Raw genomic sequence first — 24401 nt, forward strand, 5'->3', positions numbered from 1 at the left:
GAGATTTCAGCCGGATGTTTTTTATCCTATCATATGACCAACTAATGCAGCTTCGCTGCACGCATATAGAACCCATACCACGATTCATATCCGCTCCATCCAGCCATTGCTGCGCACAATACATGGAAATTATTTTCCTATTTTAAATCACATATAATCCCACCGGACAAACTTAAAGTCTATATCAATTCACTGAATATTACATAATTAATCTCTATCAAAGAACAAACAAAGCAGGAAACAACGCCGAACTGCGCAAGTAAAAGGGCAGGGCAGCCTGATCAGCATGCCCGATTTTTTCTCCGGATTTCTTCCTGGCGAGGCTTGCGGGCTGGCGGAATCGGCATCAAAATTTCAAGACCGAAAAGTCGTTTTCCAGAAGCGGGCCGGAACTTCCGCAGCAGTCAGGAGCAGCATCGCCAGGTTCACTTTTGCCGCGGCAGCAAGTCGATTTCAATAGAACAAAAATCTTTGCAGCGGTTTTCCTCAGGCTGAATGTGGGCGAATTTTCTCTGTCCGGCACCCCAAAAACTTTTCCAGATCACTTTCCCATGCTGAATATTTATCCGCATTTCCGCCAAAAAGATATAAGGGTTCGCATATGTGTTTTCATATCCTCCCATCCGAAGCTCTGGCGCCGTCAGCTTTTCTTTCAGAATGATTCCCTGCATATATGAAGAGAATCATTCCCCCGATGCAGCACCAAAAACCTGATTCTTTTCGCGCAGTCCCAGACAAAGTTCTGAGCGCATCTTCCACCGCCCCCATACCCGCATCGCATATCGCTATTAAGCTTTTTACTTGTAAATTTCTTTTCCCGGTAGTATGATAAATATCGGCGAACGTAAATAAGCGATACGTGTATTGTAAATGTACGATGAAGCACGGATACAAATGCATACATCGATCATACAGATATAGAAACCGCATCTGTATTCCGGCCCTATATATAGAAGCTGCTGTACTGTTCTCCGGGTGATCTTCGCCGGAACCTGTCAGATTCCGGCAGGACAGTCGTCCCGTTTTCAACCTGTACAGACAGCACCGGGCAAACATCGGAAGAAGCAGAACATCCTTCAGCAGCAAACAGATGGCAGATGAAAAGCTTCCGATCTGCATTCGGGCATCCAGTGTTCTATACGCTTATCCGGTTTCATCTGCAGCAGAACCTTCTGCGTTGCAGTTGCGTTGATCCACGTTCAGCTATTTTGTTTTTATTCATATTATGTAATTTTAATACGCACGCATATTATGCGGTATTTGTAAATCAGGAGAACTATATTATGAGAATTCGCAAGAACAAAGACTATGATCTGCAGCTCGACGGCATCGACCTGGAACTGATTACCAGCGTCTCGGACGCACTCGCGCATCCGGTACGTCTGCTCCTCTTCCGCTACATCATGCAGCAGAACCGCAAAATGAAAAACGTCTGCACCAAGGACCTGACCAGTGTATTTAACTACGCACAGGCGACCATTTCCCAGCACATGAAACGCCTTGTGAAGTCCGGCCTGGTGGAAGTAAAGAAGGTCGACCGCTTCAATTATTACTTTGCGAACATGGGCGTTTTAATGCGTTACTTAGATGCATCCAAGAAATTTTCCATCGTCAAACAGTAAGTATGTATTTACGAATTATTCCTGCATTATTTTTTCCATCCTGTCATTCATCCTGCTGAGCGAGCAGATGATCGACGCCGGTGAATGATGATGCAGGATTTATCTTCACAATAGTTTTCACTTAATTCAGTCTTTATCCGGAGTCGTATTGTACCGCAGTATCCATCCATTATTATTTGTGACGTAATATTCTGCAATTTATCATTTCTCAACTGCAAAAACGTCGTCCGGGAGTGCATTTTTTTGAGATCAGTCCGGTTTAAAAATGGGAAATCGGAGCAGGTTGATGATGTCGGACGCATCAGGTGCTTATATTCTTCGTCTGACGGAAAGACAATAAAAAACCGCTTTGGAATTACTCTGCGCATAAGCACGCTGTCAGATCATTCACAACGCGGTGTCTCCTTGCTGCTGCCCAGTGGAAAGATGGTGTGTTTTGTCCGGAACTGACGGATCAAAATTCCCGAAACATGAGTATATCGTATTCATTATGCCAGGCCCTGAGCGGCTGCTAATTCCGTGATGGACTGCTCATGGGAACTATCTCGCTTTCTCTTCGCTGTTGACCAGCACCAGTGTGAAGTAGCCGGTTTTCTCAGGCGCATCGGCGGCCTTCGCATAGCAGGCCTGATCGGGGAGGCCGCAGTTGATCACGACTGCGGAGTCGTCCAGAAGCCCGGTGTTTTTCAGCTGCTCCTTCCAAAGCGCGGAGTCGCGGCCTGGCTTCATCACGACTTTGGTGCCCGGGAAGCGGAGGGCCTCTTCAACGTCATCGTACTGCTCTGGGATGATCATCAGCGGCTGGTCAGGCTGCGTCAGCATGCGGCCGGAAATGGCGGCCGCGGCGGAAAAACTGTTTACTCCTGCCACGGTCTCCACAGGAAAGCCGGCCTCCTGCACCACGCCGCGGACATAGCCGTAAGTGCTGTATAGACTGACATCGCCGATAGCAAGCATGGCCGTGGTTTTTCCGCTCTGCAGACAGGAAACGATTTTCTCCGCATTCTCACGATGCTCGCGATCGCGCTGCTCCTGATCCCTGCTCATAGAAAAGTCCAGATACAGAAGCTCTTTTCCTTCAATATCCGCCGCCTGTGCAGCAATGTCCAGCGCCATGGTATGTTTTTTCATGGTCCTCGGAACGGCCAGCACCTCTGCTTTCTCAATGCAGCAGACAGCCTTCAGAGTCATCAGTTCCGGATCTCCTGGGCCCGTGCTGACCCCGTAAAATACCGGCTTCCCGGCGGCGGTCAGGGCATTGCTTATTTCCGCCCCGGATGCTGCCAGAGCACGAGTTTTCTGTTCACCCTCAGCCATTTCCGGCCTTCCCGGGCAGATTTTCTGATTCATTTCCTTCTTCTCCCTGCGTATTTCTATATTTATACTAATAAAATTATGTTTTTACATTGTATCTGAGATTGTATTATTGGGGTTCGTCGAAATCTTGATTATTTTATTTTTTGCAGACCTTCTGCTGCGATAATGTTAAATGGTCTGAAAACTATTTGCCTCAAAGAAACAGAGTATCTCTGAAATTCACACTCTCATACCCTTTTACTGAAGTTTTTCGAGCTTTTATCTATCGCAGCACCCGGAATAGCAATAGAAATCTGTCAGCCGCCTGCTGTCAGCCCGCCAGAACCGGCAGCTGTTCCATCCCCGGGCGCTGTTCACCGCAGTGACCATTAGGCCAGCTACTTGTGATAGGGTTCGTGACGGATAATCTTGAAGCTCCGGTAGATCTGCTCCAGCAGAATTACGCGCATCATCTGGTGCGGGAAGGTCATATCCGAAAATGACAGTTTGAAATCCGCTCTCTTGCTCACATCCGGTGAAAGTCCCAGACTTCCGCCAATCACAAACACCAGATCGCTGCGTCCTTCCAGACTCCAGTCCTCGATTTTTTCCGCCAGCTTCTCGGAAGACAGCTTCTTTCCCTGGATTTCCAGCGTCACAACCCAGGACGACGGACGGATATGCGAGAGAATCTCTTCGCCTTCCTTTACTTTTACCGCGAGTTCATCGGCGGGAGAGGGATTTGCCGCCAGCCTGGACTCCTTCAGTTCGACAATATCCAGGCTGCAGTAGCCTCCAAGCCGCTTGGAATACTCCTTTACCGCGTCCCTCCAGTAGGATTCTTTTAATTTTCCGATACAGATTACTGTGATATTCATAGCTGATGATTAAATATTTATATACTCAAGTTAAAGTTTCCTGTATTTTATATACCTGCACCGCAGCCCCGCATATTGGCAGTTTCAATTGCTGTAACGCTGTAATGTCAGCTTTTTTCTTTTGCACGTATTCAGTATACACATGTAAACACCCTCCACTCTCAGGACGTCAGCCTTCTGCAGCTCTCAGGGGCGTCGGCCTCTGGCCGGCTGGCTTTTGTCCGCGGAGCTATACGGTCAGCAGCGGGGTCGGCTCGCTCCGTCTGGCCACGGAAAGGTTCAGATCCTTGCCGACGTAATAGTCATCCTCGAACAGGATGTTCCGGACGGTCAGGAAGGCCTGCTCCGGAGTGTTGTTCTGGTGGCTGAGATGGGCAAGGACGATTCTCGGCATGTGATCGCTTTTATGCTCTTCCAGCAGCCTGCAGACTGTGTTTCCGGCGGTTTCGTTCGACAGATGGCCGTGGTCGCCCAGAATTCTCTGCTTCAGCGGGTAGGGATAAGGCCCGACACGCAGGATGTTCACTTCATGATTGGCCTCCAGCACAGCGGTGTCCGACGGCTGGATGTGCTGAAACATCTCGTCGGTAACGATTCCGGTGTCGGTCATGATCGACAGCATCCGGCCATCGCAGCGGAAGGTGTAGGCCACCGGATCTGCCGCATCGTGTGAGATCGGGAATGCCTGAATTTCAATGTTTCCAACGGTAAAATGCTGGTTCCGGTCAATGGCCGTCGCGCGGTCCTCCGGCAGTTTATCCCGGACACAGTCCAGAGTCCCGGCCGTAGAGTAAATTTCCGCATTCGACGCCTTGCGGCCCATCATACGGATGCTTTTCACGTGATCCGTGTGCTCGTGGGTCAGCAGAATGCCATCCACATCCGGCGCCTCCATACCGCATTTTTTCAGCCCCGACAGAATATGCTTCCCGGCAATCCCGACATCCACCAGCAGCGATGTACTGTCCGAACGCACCAGATAGCAGTTTCCCGAACTGCCGCTTGCAAATGAGCAAAACTCAAGTCCCATAAAATTCCGATTCCCCTCTCTCCGTTTTTATATTAAGCAACACTCGGATTATACCACATTTTCCCGGCCGCACCCTCAATGCACGTAAATTCCCCTGCGAACTTCCGGAAAACACGGTATAATAGGGCCCATGGACAAAATTCACCTGCCGCCTGCGACAGCAAGAGGCCGAGACACTGAAACGCGCCGCCCGCCAGCTCATGCCCGCGACAGTGAACACAGGCCGACGCACAAAAACGGCTGTTCAGCAGCAGTTACCGGCAGTCGAAACGCAGAACTGCAGACAGAAAGCCTGCAGAACAGAAGCATTAAACTGCAGCCGAATTTTACCCGGAAAGCAGAACACGGCGCACATAGAGTCCGGCAGCATATTACCGGAAACAAAACTGACAAATACAAACTTCAACATACACAGGAGACAGAAACAATGACCACATTGAGAATGTATACAGACGGAGCATGCTCAGGAAACCAGAGCGAGAAGAATTTCGGGGGATGGGGCGCCATCCTGGAATTCGGGGAACACCGCAAGGAACTGCATGGAGGGGAGAAAAACACGACCAACAACCGCATGGAGCTGATGGCGGTCATTCAGGCCTTTTCTGCACTGAAGAGGACAGGGCTTGATGTCGAGGTATTCTCTGACAGTTCTTATGTGATGAACTGCTTCCGGAACGGCTGGTATAAAAACTGGGAGAAAAACGGCTGGAAAACTTCGCAGAAAAAACCGGTTGAGAACCAGGAGCTCTGGAAGCAGCTGCTTTCGCTGGTCCGCCAGCATAATGTACAGTTTTTCCGCGTAAAAGGACACGTGAATATCGACTCTCCGGCCATTAATAAAGATAAGCTGTACCAGAAATTCGTGAGCTGGAATGGAGCGCGGTTTACGATTGAAGATTTTGAATATGTGACAAAAATGAACAACCGCGCTGACGAGCTGGCGAACATGGGTACAGATGAAGCGAAATTGCGCGGGTAAGCCCCCAAAATAGTAATTTTCAGCGTCAATTACCGCAGGAGTCTTCTTTTCAAGCCTCTTAAAAAGTGTTATAGTTGCAAATATGTGTGTTTGGTGAAGAAAACATCGTTAAAATCTCATCAAACTCACGGACAACTAAATCATGGAAACTTTTTAAGGGGTGTTTTTCTTGAAAAAAGGTTATTTCTACATCGCCGTTACTACCATCTTATTCAGTTCCATGGAAATCGCGCTGAAGAGCCTGGGAAATGCGTTCAATCCGGTCCAGATGACCTTCACCAGATTCCTGATCGGAGGACTCGTTCTTCTGCCAATGGCTCTGCACCACCTGCACAAGCACCATCTTAAGATCACACAGAGTGACCTTGTTCAGTTTGCTATGCTTGGGCTGATCGGTGTCACAATTTCCATGACGCTTTATCAGCTGTCTGTCGTCTATACACAGGCATCTGTCGTTGCAGTTCTGTTCTCCAGCAACTCGATTTTCGTTATGATTTTCGCCTTTATGTTCCTGGGAGAGCCGATTTACCGACGCAATATCGTGTCACTGGGTCTCGATCTTGTCGGAATTTTATTTGTCATCAACATTCTTCACATGAAGCTCAGTATCGCCGGGGTTATCTTCACGATGCTGGCAACGGTCACCTTCGCGCTGTACGGTGTCGGTGGAAAGAAGCCGACGGTGAAATTCGGCGGAACGGTCAATACCTGCATGTCTTTCCTGGCGGGCGGAATTGAAATGATTGCGCTGTCTCTTCTGACATACATTCCGGCTGTTGCGCATATGTTTAACGGACTTGGACTGACCATGTTCAGCAGAATCCCGATGTTCCAGGGTTATTCGCTGCATACGCTTCCGGCATTCCTGTTCGTCTGCATCGGCGTCACCGGAATCGGCTATGCCTGCTACTTCCTGGCCATGGAGAGTGTCTCCGTCAATACCGTATCGCTGGTATTCTTCTTTAAGCCGGTCCTCGCACCGATCCTGGCTTTCCTGATTCTTGGCGACCCTATGCCGGCCACCAAGATTATCGGAATCTGCTTCATTCTCGCCGGATCTCTGTCGAATATCCTTCCTCCGATGCTTGCCGGAAGAAAATCCGCAGACAGGCTGGATCAGGAGGCTGTACGTGCAGAATATGCGCTCAGCGAAGTGGAAGGGCGCGCGCTGGAAGGAAAAGAGCGTCTGAAAAAAAAGGAATTCGACCAGAAGGAAAGACGCCGCGCAGCCGCCGCGAAACGTGCTGCAGGGGCAGAGGCGTCGTCACACATGGCGGAATAATCTGCTTCCGGAGCCTTGTACTCATCTGCCGAGATTTCTGTACTCCATGCAGAAGAAAACGATCTGGGTCCGGAAGGATTTTCTGACCGACAGTTTTCTTGTTTCCCTTGCGGGTCTTGCAGCCGTTTTCGTTCTGATTCTCCTTTTGTCGAAAATGGCAATGCAGCCGGTCTACGAGAGCTACAAGCGGCAGAGGCGCTTCATCACGGACGCGGGACATGAGATCAAGACGCCGCTTACGGTCATCGATGCGGATCTTGCGGTTCTGGAAATGGAAAACGGGGAGAATGAGTGGTGCAGCGACATCCACAAGCAGGTCGGGCGCCTGACCGATCTGACAAACCACCTGATTCAGCTGTCCAAGCTGGAAGAGGCATCTCCGGAGGACCTGCAGAACTGGGCGGAGATGGACCTTTCCTCCAGCATTCAGGAAATGGCGGAGTCTTTTCAGAGCCGGACAAAGGTTGAACGCAAGGAGTTCAGCCTGGACATCCAGCCGGGAATCCGTTACTTCGGCGACGAGAAGGTCCTGAAGGAACTGACTTCCATTCTTCTTGACAACGCGATAAAATATTCTCCGGAAGACGGAAAAATCGCACTTTCACTGAAAAAGAAAAAGAAAGACATTTTCCTGACGGTGGAGAACACGACAAATCCGCTGAATACCAGCGATTTAGAGCATTTGTTCGACCGTTTCTACCGGGATGACGCTTCGCATAATGCGGAGACCGGCGGATACGGAATCGGACTTTCCATCGCAAAAGCGGCCGCGGAGATGCACCACGGGAAGATCACGGCTTCTTCTGAGGACGGCCATTCGCTGAAAATGACGGTTCTCCTGCGCTGAAAGAACGGGGCAGGGCAGAAGGCCAGGGACAAAATACTGGAAAGGCAGAGCACACCTGAAAGACCGGCCGCAGCAGACGGACAGGGCACAGCGGAAGGACAGCCGCAGCAGGGAATCCCCCTGGCGGGTGTTTTTTGCCGGATCCGCGGAATTGGTGAATCGACTGTAATACAATCGTTATATATATTGAAAACAGGGAGGACATGATGACATTAGGCAGAGAAAAAATTCATTTTCTGAACACGCCGACGCCTCTTGAACGGATGGACCGCGTATCGGAGGACCTCGGCATTGAATTCTGGATGAAGAGGGACGATCTGACCAATCTGGGCACGGGCGGAAATAAGCTGCGCAAGCTGGAGTATTTCCTGAAGGACGCGCTGGACCAACAGGCAACCATGCTTCTGACGGTAGGCGGCGCACAGACCAACCACGGACGCCTGACCGCCGCTGCAGCCGCGAAATTCGGCCTGAAATCGGCGATCGTCACGGTGGATGAATATCCGGGCGAACTGTCCGCAAATCTGCTTCTGGACGGCATTATGGACTGTCACGTCTATCTGGTGCATCAGAAGGAAGGGGAGGATGCCGACGAACTTCTGGATGAGGCTGTCGCGAAAGTCACGGCAGAATGGGAAGCAAAGGGTGAGAAGGTCTATTACATTCCGATGGGCGGTTCTAATGAACTTGGCGCGCTGGGATATTACGACTGCGCCCTGGAGCTCGACCAGCAGATTCAGGAAAAGCAGCTGAAAAATCCGCACCTCATCGTCACTGCGGGAAGTCTGGGAACCTACACCGGCCTGGCCGCGGCCATCGCCAATGAGCACCTCTCCATGAAGCTGTCCGGAATTTCCGTCCTGCCGTTTAAAGGCGCTGACAGCGAAGAAAAACGTAAAAACGGACAGAAGGACGCAAAAGCGTATTACGACCGTCTGAAGGCATATTACGGCCTTTCAGAGGATATTCCTGAAGAGGACTTCGATCTGATTACCGAATATGACGGCGGCGCCTACAACAATCCGCTGAAAAGCGTCCGCGAGGCGATGTATTACCTGGCAAGGAAAGAGGGCATCATCACCGATCCCTGCTACACCGGAAAGACCTTCTCCGGCCTGGTCTCCATGGCAAAAAAGGGCCTCTTCAAGGGAGAAACGGTCATTATGATCCACACGGGCGGAATTCCGGGAATTTACACAAAGCATCACCGCGTGGAGATGGAAAAGGAACTGATTGACCACATTCATATTCTGAATCAGTAACAAAAGAAATTCCGATATCAGCTGAATCCGGGCTGAATCGGAATTTCTTTCATTTCAGGCGATTCTCCGATGTTTTATTGTTCCTGTCGGAGGATCTGCCTTTTCGTGGTATTTTCCGACGTTTCCGGCTGCCGGCAACATGGTTTCATCACAATCCCCCTTCAGAATTCCACAGATCCTTCACGGCTTTCTTTAAGTAGATTTAAAGTTCATCCGCTATGATAAAAACATCTTCAGAAAAGAGTGCAGCGGGAAAATCCGAAACACGCGAGTATGCGCGCATGCGGCATTCTTCCCGAAGCCTCTGAAGACGAAAAAGGAGGTTGTGAAAGCAATGACACTGATTTATACAGGAAAAGAAAACAAGACGACAGGAATCGTCAGTGATACTGAAATATTCTACGGAAAATATTATTCCACATTAAAAGAAACGGAGGAATGGCTGGTAGACACGATCCGCCGCCATGCAGAGGAAACCCAGACTGCGGACGATATGCAGCAGATTCAGTACTGCAGCAGCAGAATCAAGTCGGCGGGAAGTATGATCGGAAAGCTGCAGAAAAGAGGACTGAAGCCGGATGCGGAGAATGCGCTCAGTGAAATTCACGATGCCGTCGGCGTCCGCATCATCTGTCCGTTCAATGATGATATCTACGCCGCCGCGGAGTGGCTGAGAAGCATTCCGGGAATCCGGACTGTCCAGTTGAAGGATTATGTCAGACATCCCAAGGCCAGCGGATACCGGAGCTATCACATGATCCTCTTCATCCCGAAGAGGCATGACGGCCAGATCTGCGGCGGGAGATACCAGGGTGAAGAGGGCGTTTTCGCGGAAGTGCAGATCCGCACCATCGCTATGGATTTCTGGGCCTGCCTGGACCACCAGCTCAGCTATAAGAAGGACAACAGCTCGAGTCAGGAACTTCTGCGTGCCGAGCTGAAAAGCTGCGCGGATGAAATCACGTCCGTTGACCTTTCGATGCAGACGTTAAGAGACCTGATCCGCACGAGCAGTGAAATGAGCGCATAGCAGCACACAGACATATAGCTGCACGCAGACACATAAGCATAAAGATAAAAAACAGCTCCTGAAACGAAGAAAGCGCCGGCAGGGATGAACCACTTGCCGGCGCTTTCTTTATGTATATACGGTTTTTACTCTCTATTTTCGGTGCAGTTCTTCACGGAACTGTTTGATGATATTTCTTTCTGCTCTGGAAATGGTCATCTGCGACACACCGAGCGTCTTTGCAATTGAAGACTGTGAACGGTTGAAAATAAAGCGTTCACGGAAGATGTACTTATTCTGGTCACTGAGCTTCTCCAGCACAGTATCGATAATATCTGCCATTTCCACCCGGTCGAATCCTTTTTCATCGAATCCGGTGTATTTTTCCAGAAATGCGCTTTCACCATCTTCACCGGCATCTTCAAAGGTCTTGTCCAGGGAATAGGTTCCGTATGCCTGGGAACCTTCCATGGATTCAATAATCTGCTCTTCCGGAAAACCTGTGTATTCCGCGATTTCCGGAATTGTCGGCTGTTTATGATTCTTACTATACAGCTCTTCCTTGGCCTTCTGGACTTTTGAGGCGATTTCCTTCAGACGGCGCGGAACCTTGAGGCTCCACTGTTTATCGCGGAAATACTTCTTGATCTCGCCCAGAATCGTCGGCGTCGCAAAGGAACTGAACTCAAACCCTCTGGAAGGGTCGAAACGTTCTACTGCCTGAACCAGAGCAAGCGCTCCTACCTGATATAAATCGTCGTAATCCACGCCTTTATTCAGGTATTTGCGGATGAGAATGTCGACCATATAAAGATGACTCTCCACCAATTCATTCCGTTTTTCAATTGTCGGGTTTTCTTTATATTTGACAAGCTCTTGCAGATCGGACATATTACACTCTTTTCGTCATTGTAATTCGTTTTCTGCCCTCTTCATCTTTGTCGAATGTCACATCATTCATCAGAGACTTGATGACAAAAACACCTACGTCTCCCTCCTGCGGACACTTACGGCAAGGAGGATTCAGCTTCGCAAGCGTATGCTTGCTGCAATCGTCTTTTACGATGATATCTATTTTACCTTTTTCTACGTCGCAGTCAACTTCATATTGATCGGAAAATCCGCTGAAGCCGTGGCAGGATACATTCTTGCACGCTTCGCAGACTGCAGTCTTTATATCTTCCGCAGCATCCAGATCAAAACCTGCCGTTGTGGCAATAGATGTGATGGCAAGCCGTACCATTGTCAGGTATTCTGGTTTTCCCGGGATGATAAATTTAATATGATCCATTGATTTACCCCTCATACTTTCCATTCGTTCTCATGCGGATTATCCGCATGATTGTATATACCCAGTTTTTCAAAAAAACAACCGGAAACATCAGAAGGGGACTGCCGTCTCTGGCGGCACACTGCTGTGCGTCAGAGACGGACGGCCCCGCTGCTGACATTTATTTCCCGAATGAAAACCCGAGGTTAAAACTTCATGGTTTCCTGTTTCTCTGCTTCTGCGGCATCTTCTGCAGCGGCATTATCTGCCTCTGCCTTTTCGATGTCGTTTTCTCCGATTACCTTGGCCATAGCGACAATCTTGCTGTCGTCGTCAACCTTCATAATCTTCACGCCCTGTGTAGCGCGGCTCAGGATGCTGACATCTGTCGCCTTGATGCGGATGACTACACCATCGGAATTGATCAGCATGACCTCATCCTCGTCATCGACGCAGAGTGCGCCGATCAGATAGCCAGTCTTGTCGAAGCGGCTCTTGTCATAGGTCAGCATGCCTTTTCCACCCCTGGTCTGGCGCTTGTAGTCACTGACGGCTGTTCGCTTTCCGTAGCCGTTTTCGGTAACCACCAGCAGTTTCTTTCCTCTGCCGACCAGATCCATGGAAACGACTTCATCATCGCCTTCCAGGTTGATTCCGCGTACACCTCTGGCATTTCTTCCCATCGGACGGACATCCTCTTCATTGAAGCGGATGGATTTTCCTTCACGGGTAACCAGAATGACATCGTTATCTCCGGAGGAAACCTTGATGTCGATCAGCTGGTCTCCGTCCTTCAGACTGATGGCAATGATTCCGTTCTGACGGTGTGTGTCGAACAGATTCAGGGCTGTCTTCTTGATCACGCCTTTCTTTGTCACGGCAATCAGATAACGGTCTTCTGCCTCGAAGTTCTTCACCGGAATAACCGCGGTGATTCTCTCACGCTGCATCAGGTTCAGGAAATTGATCGCCGGGGTTCCTCTGGCCGTTCTGGACGCTTCCGGAACCTGGTAAGCCTTCATCTTGTACGCCTTTCCGGTGTTGGTGAAGAACATCAGCCAGTCGTGGGTGGAGGTCATGATCAGATCTTTCACGAAGTCGTTCTTTCTGGTGGTCAGGCCTGTAATGCCCTTGCCTCCGCGCTTCTGCGGCTTGTATGTGTCTGCCGGAACGCGCTTGATGTATCCCAGATGGGTGAGGGTGACGGCAACGGTCTCATCCTCGATCAGATCTTCTTCATCCAGGTCATCGACATCGCGCTCGATCTTGGTACGGCGCTCGTCACCGTATTTTTCCTTGATTTCAAGCAGCTCGTCCTTGATGACGCCCATCAGCTTGGCATCGTCAGCCAGCAGGGAGTTATAGTAGGCGATCTTCTCCTGGAGTTCCTGATACTCTTTCTCGATCTTCTCGCGCTCCAGTCCCTGCAGACGGGCAAGACGCATGTCCAGAATTGCCTGGGCCTGGATCTCATCCAGTCCGAAACGCTCCATCAGACGTTCTTTTGCGTCGTTGTACGCGCTTCTGATGATGCGGATGATTTCATCGATGTTGTCGATCGCGATGCGCAGTCCTTCCAGAATGTGCGCCCTTGCTTCTGCCTTTTTCAGGTCGAAGAGGGTTCTTCTGGTGACAACCTCTTTCTGGAACTTCAGGTACTCATGCAGGATCTCTTTCAGGTTGAGAAGCTGCGGCTGTCCATCGACCAGGGCGATCATGATGGCGCTGAAGTTCTGCTGCAGGGCAGTGTGCTTATACAGCTTGTTCAGCGTGATCTGCGGGTTGGCATCCCTCTTCAGCTCGATGACGATACGCATTCCTTCACGGTTGGACTCATCACGGATTTCAGAGATTCCGTCGATGCTCTTATCCTTTACCAGTTCAGCGATGCGCTCGATCAGGCGGGCCTTATTGACCATGTACGGGATTTCCGTAACGACGATCTGGGAGCGGCCTCTGCTGGTCTCCTGAATTTCACAGCAGGCTCTGACCTTGATCTTTCCCTGTCCGGTTCTGTATGCCTCGCGGATTCCGGATTTTCCCAGAATTCTGGCGCCGGTAGGGAAGTCCGGTCCCTTGATGATCGGAATCAGGTCATCGACAGACGCGTCTGGATGATCGATCAGATAGACGGTTGCGTCGATGGTGTCGCCCAGGTTGTGCGGCGGGATGTTGGTCGCCATTCCTACGGCAATTCCGTTGGAACCGTTGACCAGCAGGTTCGGGTAGCGGCTCGGCAGAACCACCGGCTCTTTTTCTTCTCCGTCGAAGTTCGGGACAAAATCAACCGTATCCTTGTCAATGTCTCTTAACATCTGCAAGGAGAAATGGCTCATTCTGGCCTCGGTATAACGCTGTGCCGCAGCGCTGTCTCCGTCGATGGATCCGAAGTTTCCGTGGCCGTCGACCAGCGGATAGCGCATGGAGAAATCCTGCGCCATACGGACCATGGCATCGTAAATGGAAGAATCGCCGTGCGGGTGATATTTACCCATAACCTCTCCGACAATTCTTGCCGACTTCTTATATGGTTTATCCGGCGTGACACCCAGCTGAGACATTCCGTACAGAATTCTTCTGTGCACCGGCTTCATGCCGTCGCGCACATCAGGAAGCGCACGTCCTACGATAACGCTCATGGCGTAGTCGATGTAGGAGTTTTTCATCTCATCGTGGATCTCATGCCTGATTAATTTGCTGTCTTCTAAATTTTCCACCTGTTACTCCTTCTGCACTCTTTTTATACGTCCAATGTCGCGAGTTTCGCGTTCTGACGGATGAATTCACGGCGCGGCGGAACCTTGTCTCCCATTAGAGTGGTGAAGATTTCATCTGCGGCTGTGGCATCCTCCACCGTAATCTGAACGAGTGTACGGTGATTATAGTCCATGGTCGTCTCCCAGAGCTGGTTGAAGTCCATTTCTCCCAGTCCCTTGTATCTCTGAATGTCAACCTTTCCCGGCTTTCCTTCCAGAGAAGCGAGGAGTTCATTCTGTTCCTTGTCGGAATAGGTGTAGTAGGTTTCTTTACCTTTCTGCACGCGGAACAGCGGCGGCTGGGCCGCATAGACATATCCGTGCTCGAGCAGCGGGGTCATGTAACGGAAGAAGAAGGTCAGGAGCAGGGTTCTGATATGTGCTCCGTCGACATCGGCATCGGTCATGATGATGATCTTATGGTATCTCAGCTTGGTGATGTCGAATTCTTTTCCGATTCCGCATCCGAACGCGGTAATCATGTTCTTGATTTCCTCAGAGTTCAGCATACGGTCCTGACGCGCTTTTTCTACGTTCAGGATCTTGCCTCGCAGCGGAAGTACGGCCTGACGCTTTCTGTCACGTCCCTGCTTGGCGCTGCCGCCCGCGGAATCTCCCTCGACCAGGAAGATTTCTGAGAGGGCAGGGTCTTTTTCTGAGCAGTCGGCGAGTTTTCCCGGGAGGGAAAGCGTATCCAGGACGCTCTTTCTTCTGGTCAGCTCTCTTGCTTTGCGCGCGGCGGCTCTGGCTCTGGACGCGCGCAGGCATTTGTCCAGAATCTTGCGGGCCTGCTGCGGATGCTCATCCAGGAAGGCCGACAGGTTGGCGCTGGTCGTCGTGTCAACAAATCCTCTGATCTCGCTGTTTCCGAGCTTAGTTTTGGTCTGGCCCTCGAACTGCGGCTCTTCCAGCTTGACAGAAACAACCGCCGTGATTCCCTCACGGACGTCTTCACCGGACAGAGACTCGCTGTCCTTGATGAACTTGTTTCTCTTTGCGTAGTCGTTGAAGACTCTGGTCAGAGCGGACTTGAAGCCGGCGATGTGGCTTCCGCCTTCTGTGGTATTAATGTTATTCGCATAAGAGAAGATCGTCTCGGTGTAGCGGTCTGTGTACTGCATGGCGACCTCTACCTCGTGACCCTCTTCACGGTTTTCAAAATAGATAATGTCTTCATGGACGGCGTCCTTGTTCCGGTTCAGGAATTTTACGAATTCCTTCAGACCGCCCTCATAATGATAGACTTCCTTCTTTTCTTTTCCCGGGCGCTGGTCTTCCAGAGTGATCTTGACTCCCTTGGTCAGGAAGGCGGTCTCTCTGAGATGATGCTCCAGGGTTTCGAAATCATATTCTGTCGTGTCGAAGATTTCCGGATCCGGCCAGAATTCTGTGCGGGAACCGGTGTGATCGCTCGTTCCGATGACTTCCAGCTTCTTTACGGTCTTTCCCTTCGCAAATTCAATGCGGTAGAGTTTTCCGTTTCTCTCGACTTCTACGATCATTTTCGTGGACAGGGCGTTTACTACAGAAGCACCTACGCCATGCAGTCCTCCGGACACTTTATATCCTCCGCCGCCGAATTTTCCTCCGGCATGCAGAACGGTATGAATGACCTCAACCGCAGGAATATGCAGTTTCGGATGCTCATCTACCGGCATTCCACGTCCGTCATCTTCTACCATAATGGAATTATCCGGACGGATCGTGACTTCAATATTCCTGCAGAAGCCTGCCAGCGCTTCATCAATCGAGTTGTCGACAATCTCATAAACAAGATGGTGGAGTCCTCTGGCACTGGTCGAACCAATGTACATTCCAGGACGCTTGCGTACAGCTTCCAACCCCTCTAGCACTTGGATCTGCGACGCGTCATACTGCTTGGCAGCCGCCGCTTCTTCTTTATTGGTCATAGTTTTACCACCTCAATATTTCCTATAAAAAAACGATCTGCGGAGCAATTTCCGCAGATCTATATTATACAACGAAACGGCCTTTTTTACAAGTTTAGGCGGTTTTTAAAGCTTTTTTATTCTTTACCTTTCTTTTGAATCGTTACGCGGCGATTTTACGCCTTCTGAGATTATATTATATTTAATATTAATATATTTATACATGTACAATTCTACAGGAGGGTCACATGACCGTCCTGAACGGAAAATACGGTCGGATGTCCATAGGCCTGAATCAGATCCTCTTCTGCCTCAGTCATCGTGATGAAAATCTGGTTTTCTTCCAGCGAATCAATCAGATAGGATCTCCGGCTCTGGTCCAGTTCACTCATAACATCGTCCAGCAGAAGGATCGCAGTTTCTCCCGTTTCCTGCCGGATAAAATCGAGTTCTGCAAGTTTAAGAGACAGCGCGCAGGTCCGCTGCTGCCCCTGAGAGCCGTATTTTCTCGCGTTTACGCCGTTTACCAGGAATCTGAGATCATCCTTATGCGGTCCTCTGGTCGTGGTTTTCATCTTTATATCCGTATCCCTCGACTTTTCCAGCGTCTCTATGAGGCGTTCCTGCCGTCGCGAAGCATCTTCCTCATAAGGAACATTGGATTCATACTGAATGTCCAGCTTTTCCTGCCCATTGGTGATGCTGTCATGGATTTTTCCGCTGAAGACACTCAGACGGTCGATGAAAGCCTTTCTCATCCGCATCATATCCGCGCCGTACTGCACCAGCTGCATGTCCCACAGCGACAGCATGGAAGGGCGGACCGGTGTCTCTTTCAGACAGCTGTTCCTCTGCTGCAGCACCTTCTTATACCGGCTCAGACAAAGGTAATAGGCAGGCTGGATCTGCGCAAGTTCTTTATCGATAAATCTGCGCCGTTTTTCCGGTTCGTCCTTTACGATCCGCAGATCTTCCGGCGTAAAGGCAACGATAAAGATGTTGTTCAGCAGTTCCGAAGTTTTATGCAGCTGCTTTCCGTCCTTTTTTATATACTTTTTCGATTTCCGGCTGATACTGATGTCGATCCGGGTGTCCATCACGGCTTTCACGGCTTCCGCCCTGACCAGGGCTTCATTTTGTCCAAAACGGATCATCTCGCTGTCCCGTCCGGCACGGAAGGACCGGCCCATGGAAATCAGATAGACAGCCTCAATCAGATTCGTCTTTCCCTGGGCGTTCCTGCCGGTGATCAGGTTGATCCGCGGGTCGAATTCCAGATCCAGACTCTCGTAATTCCGGAAATTTTTCAGTTCCAGTTCTTTGACATACATAATGCGGCTTCGCCTCTGTTTACAGGGTTACAGACGAACCGGAAGAACCAGGTATTCGTACGCATTTCCTTTAACCGGGGTAACGACACAAGGGTCAATTCCGCTTCTGAATTTCATGATAATATCGTCATCCTTAATGGACTTCAGCATATCCATGAGGTACTGCGCGTTAAAACCGATTTCCAGATCCTCTCCGTTTTTCTCTACAACAAGTTCTTCATGGAGGTTTCCTTCTTCTCCGCGGGCGGAGATGGACATGATCTGATCCTGGATGTCCATGCGGATCAGGTTGTTCTTATCGTCTCTGGCCAGAAGGGAAGCGCGGGAGATGCTCTGCAGCAGTGCGCTGCGGCTGACCTTGAGTGTAATCGTGCTGTCTTTCGGCATGATTGCACGGTAGTCAACGAACTGACCATTAAAGAGTTTCAGCTCGACCATGAGGCCCGGGAACATGAAAACAGCCTTCTTGTTTTCCAGTTCAATATTCAGCATTGTGTTATTTTTAATATCCTTGATCTCTGCAATAATTTTTGAGAGATCATTCAGCAGCTTTGCGGAAATGACGATGGAATAGGGATTGATTTCCGGTACGCTGTGGTTGGCAATAGCCATGCGGTAGCCGTCAAGCGCAGCCAGATGCATTTCCTGGTCGTGAATGTCAATCAGAACGCCAGTGATGATTCCTCTGGAATCGTCTGTACTTGCTGCGAAGGAAGTCTGTGCGATCATATCTTTAAACAGAAGTGCAGGAAGCTGGATATGCTGTGCGTTGTTTCCCGGAGTTTCAAAACGCGGAAAATCGTCAGCATCCAGTCCGACAATGTTAAATTCAGAGTTTACACTCCTGATGACAGCGTGAAGTTCATCTCTTGTTGTAATAGTGATCTGCGACTCCGGAACGCTTCTTATAATGTCGGAAAAGAGTTTGGCTGGAAGAACGATGATTCCTGTTTCTTCTACGTCTGCTTCTAAAGTGTATTGAATGGAAATGTCTGAATCTGAAGAGGCCAGAAGCACTTTTCCGTCACTTGAAGCTTCCATCAGGATTCCTTTCATTGCCGGTATGGTTGAGCGTGTTGAAACTGCTTTTGATACAATGTTCAGCGCTCCTGCCAGATCCTGTCGTAAACAGCTGATTCTCATATGTTTAGCCTCCTTCGAAAAGCCATTTGTTTTATAATTTTAGGTAGTATTTGTAGTAGGGGGTGCGGATACTGTGGATAAGTCGGAAACACCTTGAAACGCACACAAAAATGCGCGCACATCCCATGATGATATTTTTGTGCAGAAGTCAGTGCTTATCCTTACTCCTGAATCTGTGACTTCAGTTTCTCTATGGTTGTCTTGACGAAATCGTCATCCCGGATGTCCTGCTGAATCTTCTCGCAGGCGTGCATGACGGTGGAGTAATGACGGTTTCCGAAAAGGTTTCCAATTTTATTAAATGAGTAGTCGGTCATATCACGGCAGAGGTACATGGCGATCTGACGTGGGAAGGCGATGGCCTTTGCGCGCGTGCTGGATTCCAGGTCAGACGGTTCCACATGGAAGTAGCGGCTGACGATGGTTTTGATTTTCTCTGGCGTCACGCTGTTGCTGCCATTCTGGATGACATCCTTCAGGATGCGCTTGGCGAAGGTCAGATCAATCTTCTCATGGGTAATCAGGGAGAAGCTGACGATTCGGTTCAGTGCTCCCTCAAGTTCGCGGATGTTATCCGTAATCTTCTCTGCAATCAGGCAGATGACGTCGTAGATGTCGTCTGTGACCTCCAGATTCTGGTTTTCCGCCTTCTTCATCAGGATCGCGACACGCGTCTCATAATCTGCAGGAGACAGGGAAGCGATGATGTTCCAGGAAAAGCGGGAGGTCAGACGCTCATCCAGACGGGTCAGCTCATTTGGCGGACGGTCGCTGGAGATGACGATCTGCTTCTGATCTTCAATCAGTGTATTAAATGTATAGAAAAATTCTTCCTGCGTCGTTTCCTTGCCCTCCAGGAACTGAATATCATCGATCAGAAGAACGTCGATATGGCGGTATTTATTCTTGAATTCCCGGGTGCGGTTCTCTCCGATTGCCTTGATCAGCTCGTTGGTGAACATCTCCGTGGAAACGTACAGGACATTCAGTTCCGGGCTGTTTTCCAGAAGATAAATACCGATGGCGTGCATCAGATGGGTTTTACCAAGACCCGATCCTCCGTAGATAAACAGCGGGTTATAGGCCTTTGAAGGCTCTTCCGCAACGGCAAGGCAGGCAGCATGGGCGTACTTATTGCAGGCGCCGACTACGAAGTTATCGAAGGTGTAGCGAGGGTTGAAAATACGCTGCTGCGTAAATCCCGGCTTTACCGGACTGATCACCTGCTGACGGTGCTTCTGCTCTTCCTCCATCTGCTCATACTCGGAAGCTTTCTTGATGACAATGCGGTAGGGCTGATTCATCACCTTCTGGAACGATTCCTCCAGCAGAGGCTTATAGCGGTTTTTCAGTATATTCGCGTAAAAATCGTTGTCCGACTCCAGATAAGCGATGTGCATCTGCTGATCGAGCTGGCGGATTTTGGTCGGCAGAAACCACGTTTTATAGCTCGCTGCCGTCGTATTTTCTTTTATGATGGCCAGAACTTCCTGCCAGATTTCTTTATTATCCATTTCTAAACCTCTCTTATGAAATCACTTCCATTCTAAAGGATAGAGGGCCGTCTTACAAGCGCTTATCAAAAAGTTTTCCACACTTGGATTTTTGATTTTCGTCAAAAACAGGCATCACAAAAAGTTTATCAACATGTTGTGGATAAAACTATGCATAAGTTGTCTATAAGTAATCCACAACTAGATATGGGACAAAAATCAATGCGCAAGGTGGGAAAGATTTTTGAGCCGGATAAAAAACGAAAGCAAAAAAACGCGGAAACGGCGGAAATCGGAAAGGTTCTGTTTGACACACATTATCGAAAAAAGTATAATAAAGAAACGCGCGCATATATTGCAATTTAGATTATGCGTATGGATTACATTTAGGAGGTAAAATTATGAAACAGACTTATCAGCCTAAGAAAAGGCAGAGAATGAAGGAGCACGGATTCCGCAAGAGAATGGCTACAAAGAACGGCAGAAACGTTCTGAAGCGCAGAAGAGCAAAGGGCAGAAAGAGCCTGTCCGCATAACAATGCGAAAGAAAAATGTGCTTCGCAGTCAAAAGGATTTTGATTCTGTTTATCGGAAGGGTAAATCGGTTCCGTCACGGCATATCGTCGTTCTGTACCGGAAGAATCGCCTCCCGTACAACAAAATCGCTTTTTTAGCAAGCAAAAAAGTTGGCAACAGTGTTCACCGGAACCGCGCGCGCAGACTCATGCGTGAGGCATACCGGCTTTCCGGCATGCAGATTCCGGACGGGTACGATGTGATTTTCGTTGCCCGGAAATCGATCACTGAAGCCAGCTGTCAGGCAGTGCGGTCGTCTATGGTTTCCGCACTTAGAAGAACCGGGGTAATGAATCATGATGAAAGGCATCAGACGCGCAGCCGCCGTCATTAAAAAGGTGCTTGCCAGGATATTGATCCTGATGGTCAGGTTTTATCAAATCTGCATTTCGCCGTTTTTTCCGCCGACGTGCAGATATATTCCTACATGCTCAACATATTTTATACAGGCAGTGGAGAAGTACGGCCCTTTTAAAGGAAGTTATCTGGGGATTCGCAGAATCCTGAGATGTCATCCGGGCCATCCCGGTGGGTTTGACCCTGTTCCATAGGGTGGAGGAAGTTAATCAATGAGTTTTTTTGGATTGTTTGCCACTCCTCTCGGCTGGATCCTTACGGCTTTATACCGTGTGATCGGAAATTACGGCATTACGCTGGTGGTTCTCACCTTGATCGTAAAGCTTTGTCTGTATCCGGCGTATAAGAAGCAGATTCTGTCTACCGCAGGTATGGCGGATCTGCAGCCGAAAATGAAGGAAATCCAGAATCGTTATGCCGGAGATACGGTGAAGATGAACGAAGAGATGTCCAAGCTCTATAAAGAGGAAGGCGCGAGCCCGATGGCAGGATGTCTTCCGATGATCATTCAGATGGTCATCATCATGGGACTGTTCACCCTCCTTCGTCTTCCGATGAACTACATGAAGAGCGAACAGATGTATTTCGCGATTCATGAATCGTTCCTCTGGATTAACGATTTATCACAGCCGGATCCGTGGATTCTTCCGATCTTATCCGGAATCGCGACATTCGTCGCATTCTATATGTCATCGGAAAACGGCGGTGTACCGGGTCAGCAGCAGAACGGAGCCATGATGATGGTCATGAAGTACGGATTCCCGATCATGATCGTCTGGCTTGCGAAAACATATGCTGCCGGTTTGGCGACATACTGGTTTATCAGTCAGTTCATACAGATTTTCTACAATATCCGTTTCAATCAGATTAGAAAGAAGATGAAGCGTGATAAGATGGAGGCTAAGCTGAAAAAGCACCTTGACCGGAAACCTGTACGAGCTGGTGAAGGAGTAAGAAGATAATGGACGTAACTGAAAAATGGGGAGATGACGTTGATTCCGCCGTCGCTCTTGCTCTCGCTGATCTGAAATGCACGATTGATCAGGTCGACGTAGAGGTCCTCGAACAGCCTTCAAGAGGCTTCTTCGGTCTGGGTTCCAAGCTCGCTCTGGTCAGAGTGACAAAGAAATCCGCGCAGGAAGCCGCGAAGGAGGAAAAGCCGGAAACTGCTCCGGCTGAAAGCGAGGCCGTCCGTGAGCAGCCGCAGAAAGCGGAACCGCAGGCAGAAGCAGAACCTTCTTCTGCGGAGCCGGAGAAAAAACGCGAGGAGACAGAAGCCGGAAGCAGTAAGCCTCATCAGCAGAAAGCATCCGGATACGCGAAAGAGCATCATCAGGAGCATCGTGATTCTTCTCAGAAGAGAAGACCGGATGCCCACCGCAGAAAGCCGGCCGCTCCCGTACATGGGGAGCTGCCAGAGCTGAATCTGCAGGATGATGTGAAAGATCTTCCGATTGTGGAAGAGCATCCTGCCCTCGATTTTCTGAAGGATGTCACATCCAAGATGGGACTGGACCTGAAGATGACCGCCAGAGCAGATGAAACGCATGTCCATATCGATATTTCCGGAGATGATTCCCGGACGATTATCGGAAAACGCGGACAGACGCTGGATGCGATTCAGTATCTGACCAGTCTCGTTGTGAATAAGGGACATAAGGATTACGTGAAGGTTGTCATTGACGCAGAGCATTACCGCTCAAGACGTGAGAAGACACTGGAGCAGCTGGCAGAGCGCCTTGCAAGAAAGGCCGTTCATACCGGACGGAGCATCCGCCTGGAGCCGATGAATCCGTACGAGCGCAAGGTCATTCATGCGACCCTGCAGCACGATCCGAAAGTCACGACCAGAAGTGAAGGACAGGATCCGTTCAGACGAGTCGTCATCGAATTGAAATAATATCGTGAATAACAGGGGCTGCCTCAGCAGGCAGTCCTTTTTTATGCTATGATTTAGTGGTATATATTTTCGAGGACAAAATACGAACAGGCAAGGGGAGAATGATATGGATGATACGATCGCAGCAATTTCTACTCCGCCGGGAGAGGGCGGCATTGGAATTATCAGAATCAGCGGGGAAGATTCGCTTTCTATCTTAAAACAGATCTTCCGCACGCCGTCAGGAAAACAGAATATGAAGGATCATCTTCTGGTCTACGGTCATATCATCGATCCGGAAGACGGGAAAGTGATCGATGAGGTTCTGAGCGTTTACATGAAAGCACCGAGAACCTATACTGCAGAAGATGTGGTGGAAATTGACTGCCACGGCGGCATCGTGCCGCTCAGGAAAATTCTTCAGCTGGTATACCGCTGCGGGGCGCGGCCGGCCGAGCGGGGAGAATTCACCGAGCGCGCCTTTCTGAATGGGCGTCTGGACCTTTCCCAGGCAGAAGCCGTGATGGACATGATTTCCGCCCGTGCGGACAAGACCTATGATTCCGCCGTCGGCCAGCTCTCCGGTTCACTTTCCGGAAAGATAAAGGAAATCCGCTCTATGCTGATGGACATCCGGGTGCAGGTCACAGTCAATATCGAGTATCCGGATGAGGATATTGAGATCATGACCTATCAGAAAATGAAAGACGATCTGAAGCCTGTAATCGGGAAAATTTCAGAACTCCTGAAGACAGCGGAAACCGGAAGAATTCTCAGCAGTGGACTGAAAATCGCCATCGTCGGCAAGCCGAATGTCGGAAAATCTTCTCTGATGAATCAGATGCTGAGAGAATCCCGGGCAATCGTCACGGATATTCCGGGAACGACCAGAGATACCATCCGGGAAGATATGAGACTTCGCGGTATTCCGATCAGCCTGATCGATACAGCGGGAATCCGTGAAACGGATGACCAGATTGAAGCCATCGGCATTGAAAAGTCGAGAGATTCCTGGTCGGAGGCTGATCTGGTTCTTCTGGTCCTGGATGCGGGAAGCCCGCTTTCTGGGGAAGACAGGGAAATCCTCCGGCAGGCGGAAGCCGAAAAGACCATCGTTGTACTGAATAAGACCGACCTTCCGCAGCAGATCACGGCAGAAGATGTGAACAGGCTTCTTCCGGGGGTCCAGCTGATTTCCGCATCGATGAAAGACGGAAACGGTCTCGATGCAATCGAAGATTCCATCGAACAGCGTGTTTATCAGGGAACTGTGACGGCAGACCAGAATGTCATCGTTACCAACGCCCGGCATAAGCAGCTGCTGGAAGAAGCCGGCAGCCATCTGAACGATGCGCTGCGTTTGGCAGACCGGAAAGAACCGCTTGAAATCATCGACCTCGATCTGGAAGCGGCCTATGAAAATCTCGGAGAAATCATCGGCGATGCCGTCGGTGACGATGTAATCTCCGAAGTATTCTCCAGATTCTGTCTGGGGAAATAGA

General features: G+C 49.7%; 23 protein-coding genes. 12 read left to right on the forward strand and 11 right to left on the reverse strand.

Annotated elements, in window-relative coordinates:
• Window positions 1-425 precede the first annotated feature (425 nt).
• Window positions 426-671, reverse strand: a complete 246-nt coding sequence (locus tag ACI77B_RS02880) for a hypothetical protein (RefSeq protein WP_409337285.1) — start codon at window positions 669-671, stop codon at window positions 426-428.
• Between the two features lie 612 nt (window positions 672-1283).
• Between ACI77B_RS02880 and ACI77B_RS02885 the strand changes: the two genes are divergently transcribed.
• On the forward strand, window positions 1284-1622 hold the full coding sequence (locus ACI77B_RS02885) for an ArsR/SmtB family transcription factor (RefSeq protein WP_409337286.1): 339 nt from the start codon (window positions 1284-1286) through the stop codon (window positions 1620-1622).
• Between the two features lie 540 nt (window positions 1623-2162).
• On the opposite strand, the gene cobI is transcribed toward ACI77B_RS02885, so the two are convergent.
• The 3 genes from cobI to ACI77B_RS02900 all read right to left on the reverse strand — a co-directional run bounded on the left by cobI (window position 2163) and on the right by ACI77B_RS02900 (window position 4826).
• The gene (gene cobI, locus ACI77B_RS02890; RefSeq protein WP_409337287.1) at window positions 2163-2972 is read right to left on the reverse strand and encodes a precorrin-2 C(20)-methyltransferase; all 810 of its coding nucleotides are present in this window, start codon (window positions 2970-2972) and stop codon (window positions 2163-2165) included.
• 344 nt (window positions 2973-3316) lie between these two features.
• Window positions 3317-3796, reverse strand: a complete 480-nt coding sequence (gene rlmH, locus ACI77B_RS02895) for a 23S rRNA (pseudouridine(1915)-N(3))-methyltransferase RlmH (RefSeq protein WP_178264037.1) — start codon at window positions 3794-3796, stop codon at window positions 3317-3319.
• Window positions 3797-4025: 229 nt separating this feature from the next.
• Window positions 4026-4826, reverse strand: coding sequence for an MBL fold metallo-hydrolase (locus ACI77B_RS02900; protein WP_409337288.1), 801 nt, complete (start codon window positions 4824-4826; stop codon window positions 4026-4028).
• A gap of 427 nt (window positions 4827-5253) precedes the next feature.
• Here ACI77B_RS02900 and rnhA point away from each other — a divergent pair, with 427 nt between their 5' ends.
• The 5 genes from rnhA to ACI77B_RS02925 all read left to right on the forward strand — a co-directional run bounded on the left by rnhA (window position 5254) and on the right by ACI77B_RS02925 (window position 10226).
• Window positions 5254-5805, forward strand: a complete 552-nt coding sequence (rnhA, locus tag ACI77B_RS02905) for a ribonuclease HI (RefSeq protein WP_409337289.1) — start codon at window positions 5254-5256, stop codon at window positions 5803-5805.
• Window positions 5806-5974: 169 nt separating this feature from the next.
• Window positions 5975-7087, forward strand: coding sequence for a DMT family transporter (locus tag ACI77B_RS02910; protein WP_409337290.1), 1113 nt, complete (start codon window positions 5975-5977; stop codon window positions 7085-7087).
• Between the two features lie 46 nt (window positions 7088-7133).
• Entirely contained in the window at window positions 7134-7934 is an 801-nt protein-coding gene (locus ACI77B_RS02915) for a sensor histidine kinase (RefSeq protein WP_409337291.1), read from the forward strand.
• A gap of 203 nt (window positions 7935-8137) precedes the next feature.
• Window positions 8138-9196, forward strand: coding sequence for a 1-aminocyclopropane-1-carboxylate deaminase/D-cysteine desulfhydrase (locus ACI77B_RS02920; protein WP_409337292.1), 1059 nt, complete (start codon window positions 8138-8140; stop codon window positions 9194-9196).
• 334 nt (window positions 9197-9530) lie between these two features.
• On the forward strand, window positions 9531-10226 hold the full coding sequence (locus ACI77B_RS02925) for a GTP pyrophosphokinase (RefSeq protein WP_409337293.1): 696 nt from the start codon (window positions 9531-9533) through the stop codon (window positions 10224-10226).
• A 132-nt stretch (window positions 10227-10358) separates the two neighbouring features.
• Here ACI77B_RS02925 and ACI77B_RS02930 read toward each other — a convergent pair whose 3' ends face one another.
• The 7 genes from ACI77B_RS02930 to dnaA all read right to left on the reverse strand — a co-directional run bounded on the left by ACI77B_RS02930 (window position 10359) and on the right by dnaA (window position 20108).
• Complete coding sequence (locus ACI77B_RS02930) at window positions 10359-11096, reverse strand: SigB/SigF/SigG family RNA polymerase sigma factor (RefSeq protein ID WP_409337294.1); 738 nt, start codon at window positions 11094-11096, stop codon at window positions 10359-10361.
• 1 nt (window position 11097) lies between these two features.
• Window positions 11098-11496: an ATP-binding protein gene (locus ACI77B_RS02935; RefSeq protein WP_409337295.1), complete on the reverse strand. Its 399-nt coding sequence runs from the start codon at window positions 11494-11496 to the stop codon at window positions 11098-11100.
• A gap of 185 nt (window positions 11497-11681) precedes the next feature.
• Window positions 11682-14192 carry a DNA gyrase subunit A gene (gyrA, locus tag ACI77B_RS02940; protein WP_409337296.1) on the reverse strand — a complete coding sequence of 837 codons (2511 nt, stop codon included), beginning with the start codon at window positions 14190-14192 and terminating at the stop codon, window positions 11682-11684.
• 23 nt (window positions 14193-14215) lie between these two features.
• Complete coding sequence (gyrB, locus tag ACI77B_RS02945) at window positions 14216-16141, reverse strand: DNA topoisomerase (ATP-hydrolyzing) subunit B (RefSeq protein ID WP_409337297.1); 1926 nt, start codon at window positions 16139-16141, stop codon at window positions 14216-14218.
• A gap of 212 nt (window positions 16142-16353) precedes the next feature.
• Window positions 16354-17451, reverse strand: coding sequence for a DNA replication/repair protein RecF (recF, locus tag ACI77B_RS02950; RefSeq protein WP_409337298.1), 1098 nt, complete (start codon window positions 17449-17451; stop codon window positions 16354-16356).
• Between the two features lie 27 nt (window positions 17452-17478).
• Complete coding sequence (dnaN, locus tag ACI77B_RS02955; RefSeq protein WP_409337299.1) at window positions 17479-18594, reverse strand: DNA polymerase III subunit beta; 1116 nt, start codon at window positions 18592-18594, stop codon at window positions 17479-17481.
• Window positions 18595-18755: 161 nt separating this feature from the next.
• Window positions 18756-20108: a chromosomal replication initiator protein DnaA gene (gene dnaA, locus ACI77B_RS02960; RefSeq protein ID WP_409337300.1), complete on the reverse strand. Its 1353-nt coding sequence runs from the start codon at window positions 20106-20108 to the stop codon at window positions 18756-18758.
• A gap of 380 nt (window positions 20109-20488) precedes the next feature.
• Here dnaA and rpmH point away from each other — a divergent pair, with 380 nt between their 5' ends.
• From rpmH to mnmE, 6 genes are all read left to right on the forward strand, one after another.
• Window positions 20489-20623: a 50S ribosomal protein L34 gene (gene rpmH / locus ACI77B_RS02965; protein ID WP_178264051.1), complete on the forward strand. Its 135-nt coding sequence runs from the start codon at window positions 20489-20491 to the stop codon at window positions 20621-20623.
• Between the two features lie 2 nt (window positions 20624-20625).
• The gene (gene rnpA, locus ACI77B_RS02970; protein WP_409337301.1) at window positions 20626-20997 is read left to right on the forward strand and encodes a ribonuclease P protein component; all 372 of its coding nucleotides are present in this window, start codon (window positions 20626-20628) and stop codon (window positions 20995-20997) included.
• Window positions 20963-21214 carry a membrane protein insertion efficiency factor YidD gene (gene yidD, locus ACI77B_RS02975; protein WP_409337689.1) on the forward strand — a complete coding sequence of 84 codons (252 nt, stop codon included), beginning with the start codon at window positions 20963-20965 and terminating at the stop codon, window positions 21212-21214. Before rnpA ends, yidD begins: the two co-directional genes overlap by 35 nt.
• Before the next feature lie 18 nt (window positions 21215-21232).
• Complete coding sequence (locus ACI77B_RS02980; RefSeq protein ID WP_409337302.1) at window positions 21233-21982, forward strand: YidC/Oxa1 family membrane protein insertase; 750 nt, start codon at window positions 21233-21235, stop codon at window positions 21980-21982.
• Entirely contained in the window at window positions 21982-22920 is a 939-nt protein-coding gene (gene jag / locus ACI77B_RS02985) for an RNA-binding cell elongation regulator Jag/EloR (protein ID WP_409337303.1), read from the forward strand. The genes ACI77B_RS02980 and jag overlap by 1 nt, the downstream gene beginning before the upstream one ends.
• Window positions 22921-23026: 106 nt before the next feature.
• Window positions 23027-24400: a tRNA uridine-5-carboxymethylaminomethyl(34) synthesis GTPase MnmE gene (gene mnmE, locus ACI77B_RS02990; RefSeq protein ID WP_409337304.1), complete on the forward strand. Its 1374-nt coding sequence runs from the start codon at window positions 23027-23029 to the stop codon at window positions 24398-24400.
• Window position 24401: the final 1 nt, after the last annotated feature.

Source organism: Eubacterium sp. F2, assembly GCF_046244355.1.
Classification (GTDB): domain Bacteria; phylum Bacillota; class Clostridia; order Peptostreptococcales; family Anaerovoracaceae; genus Aminicella.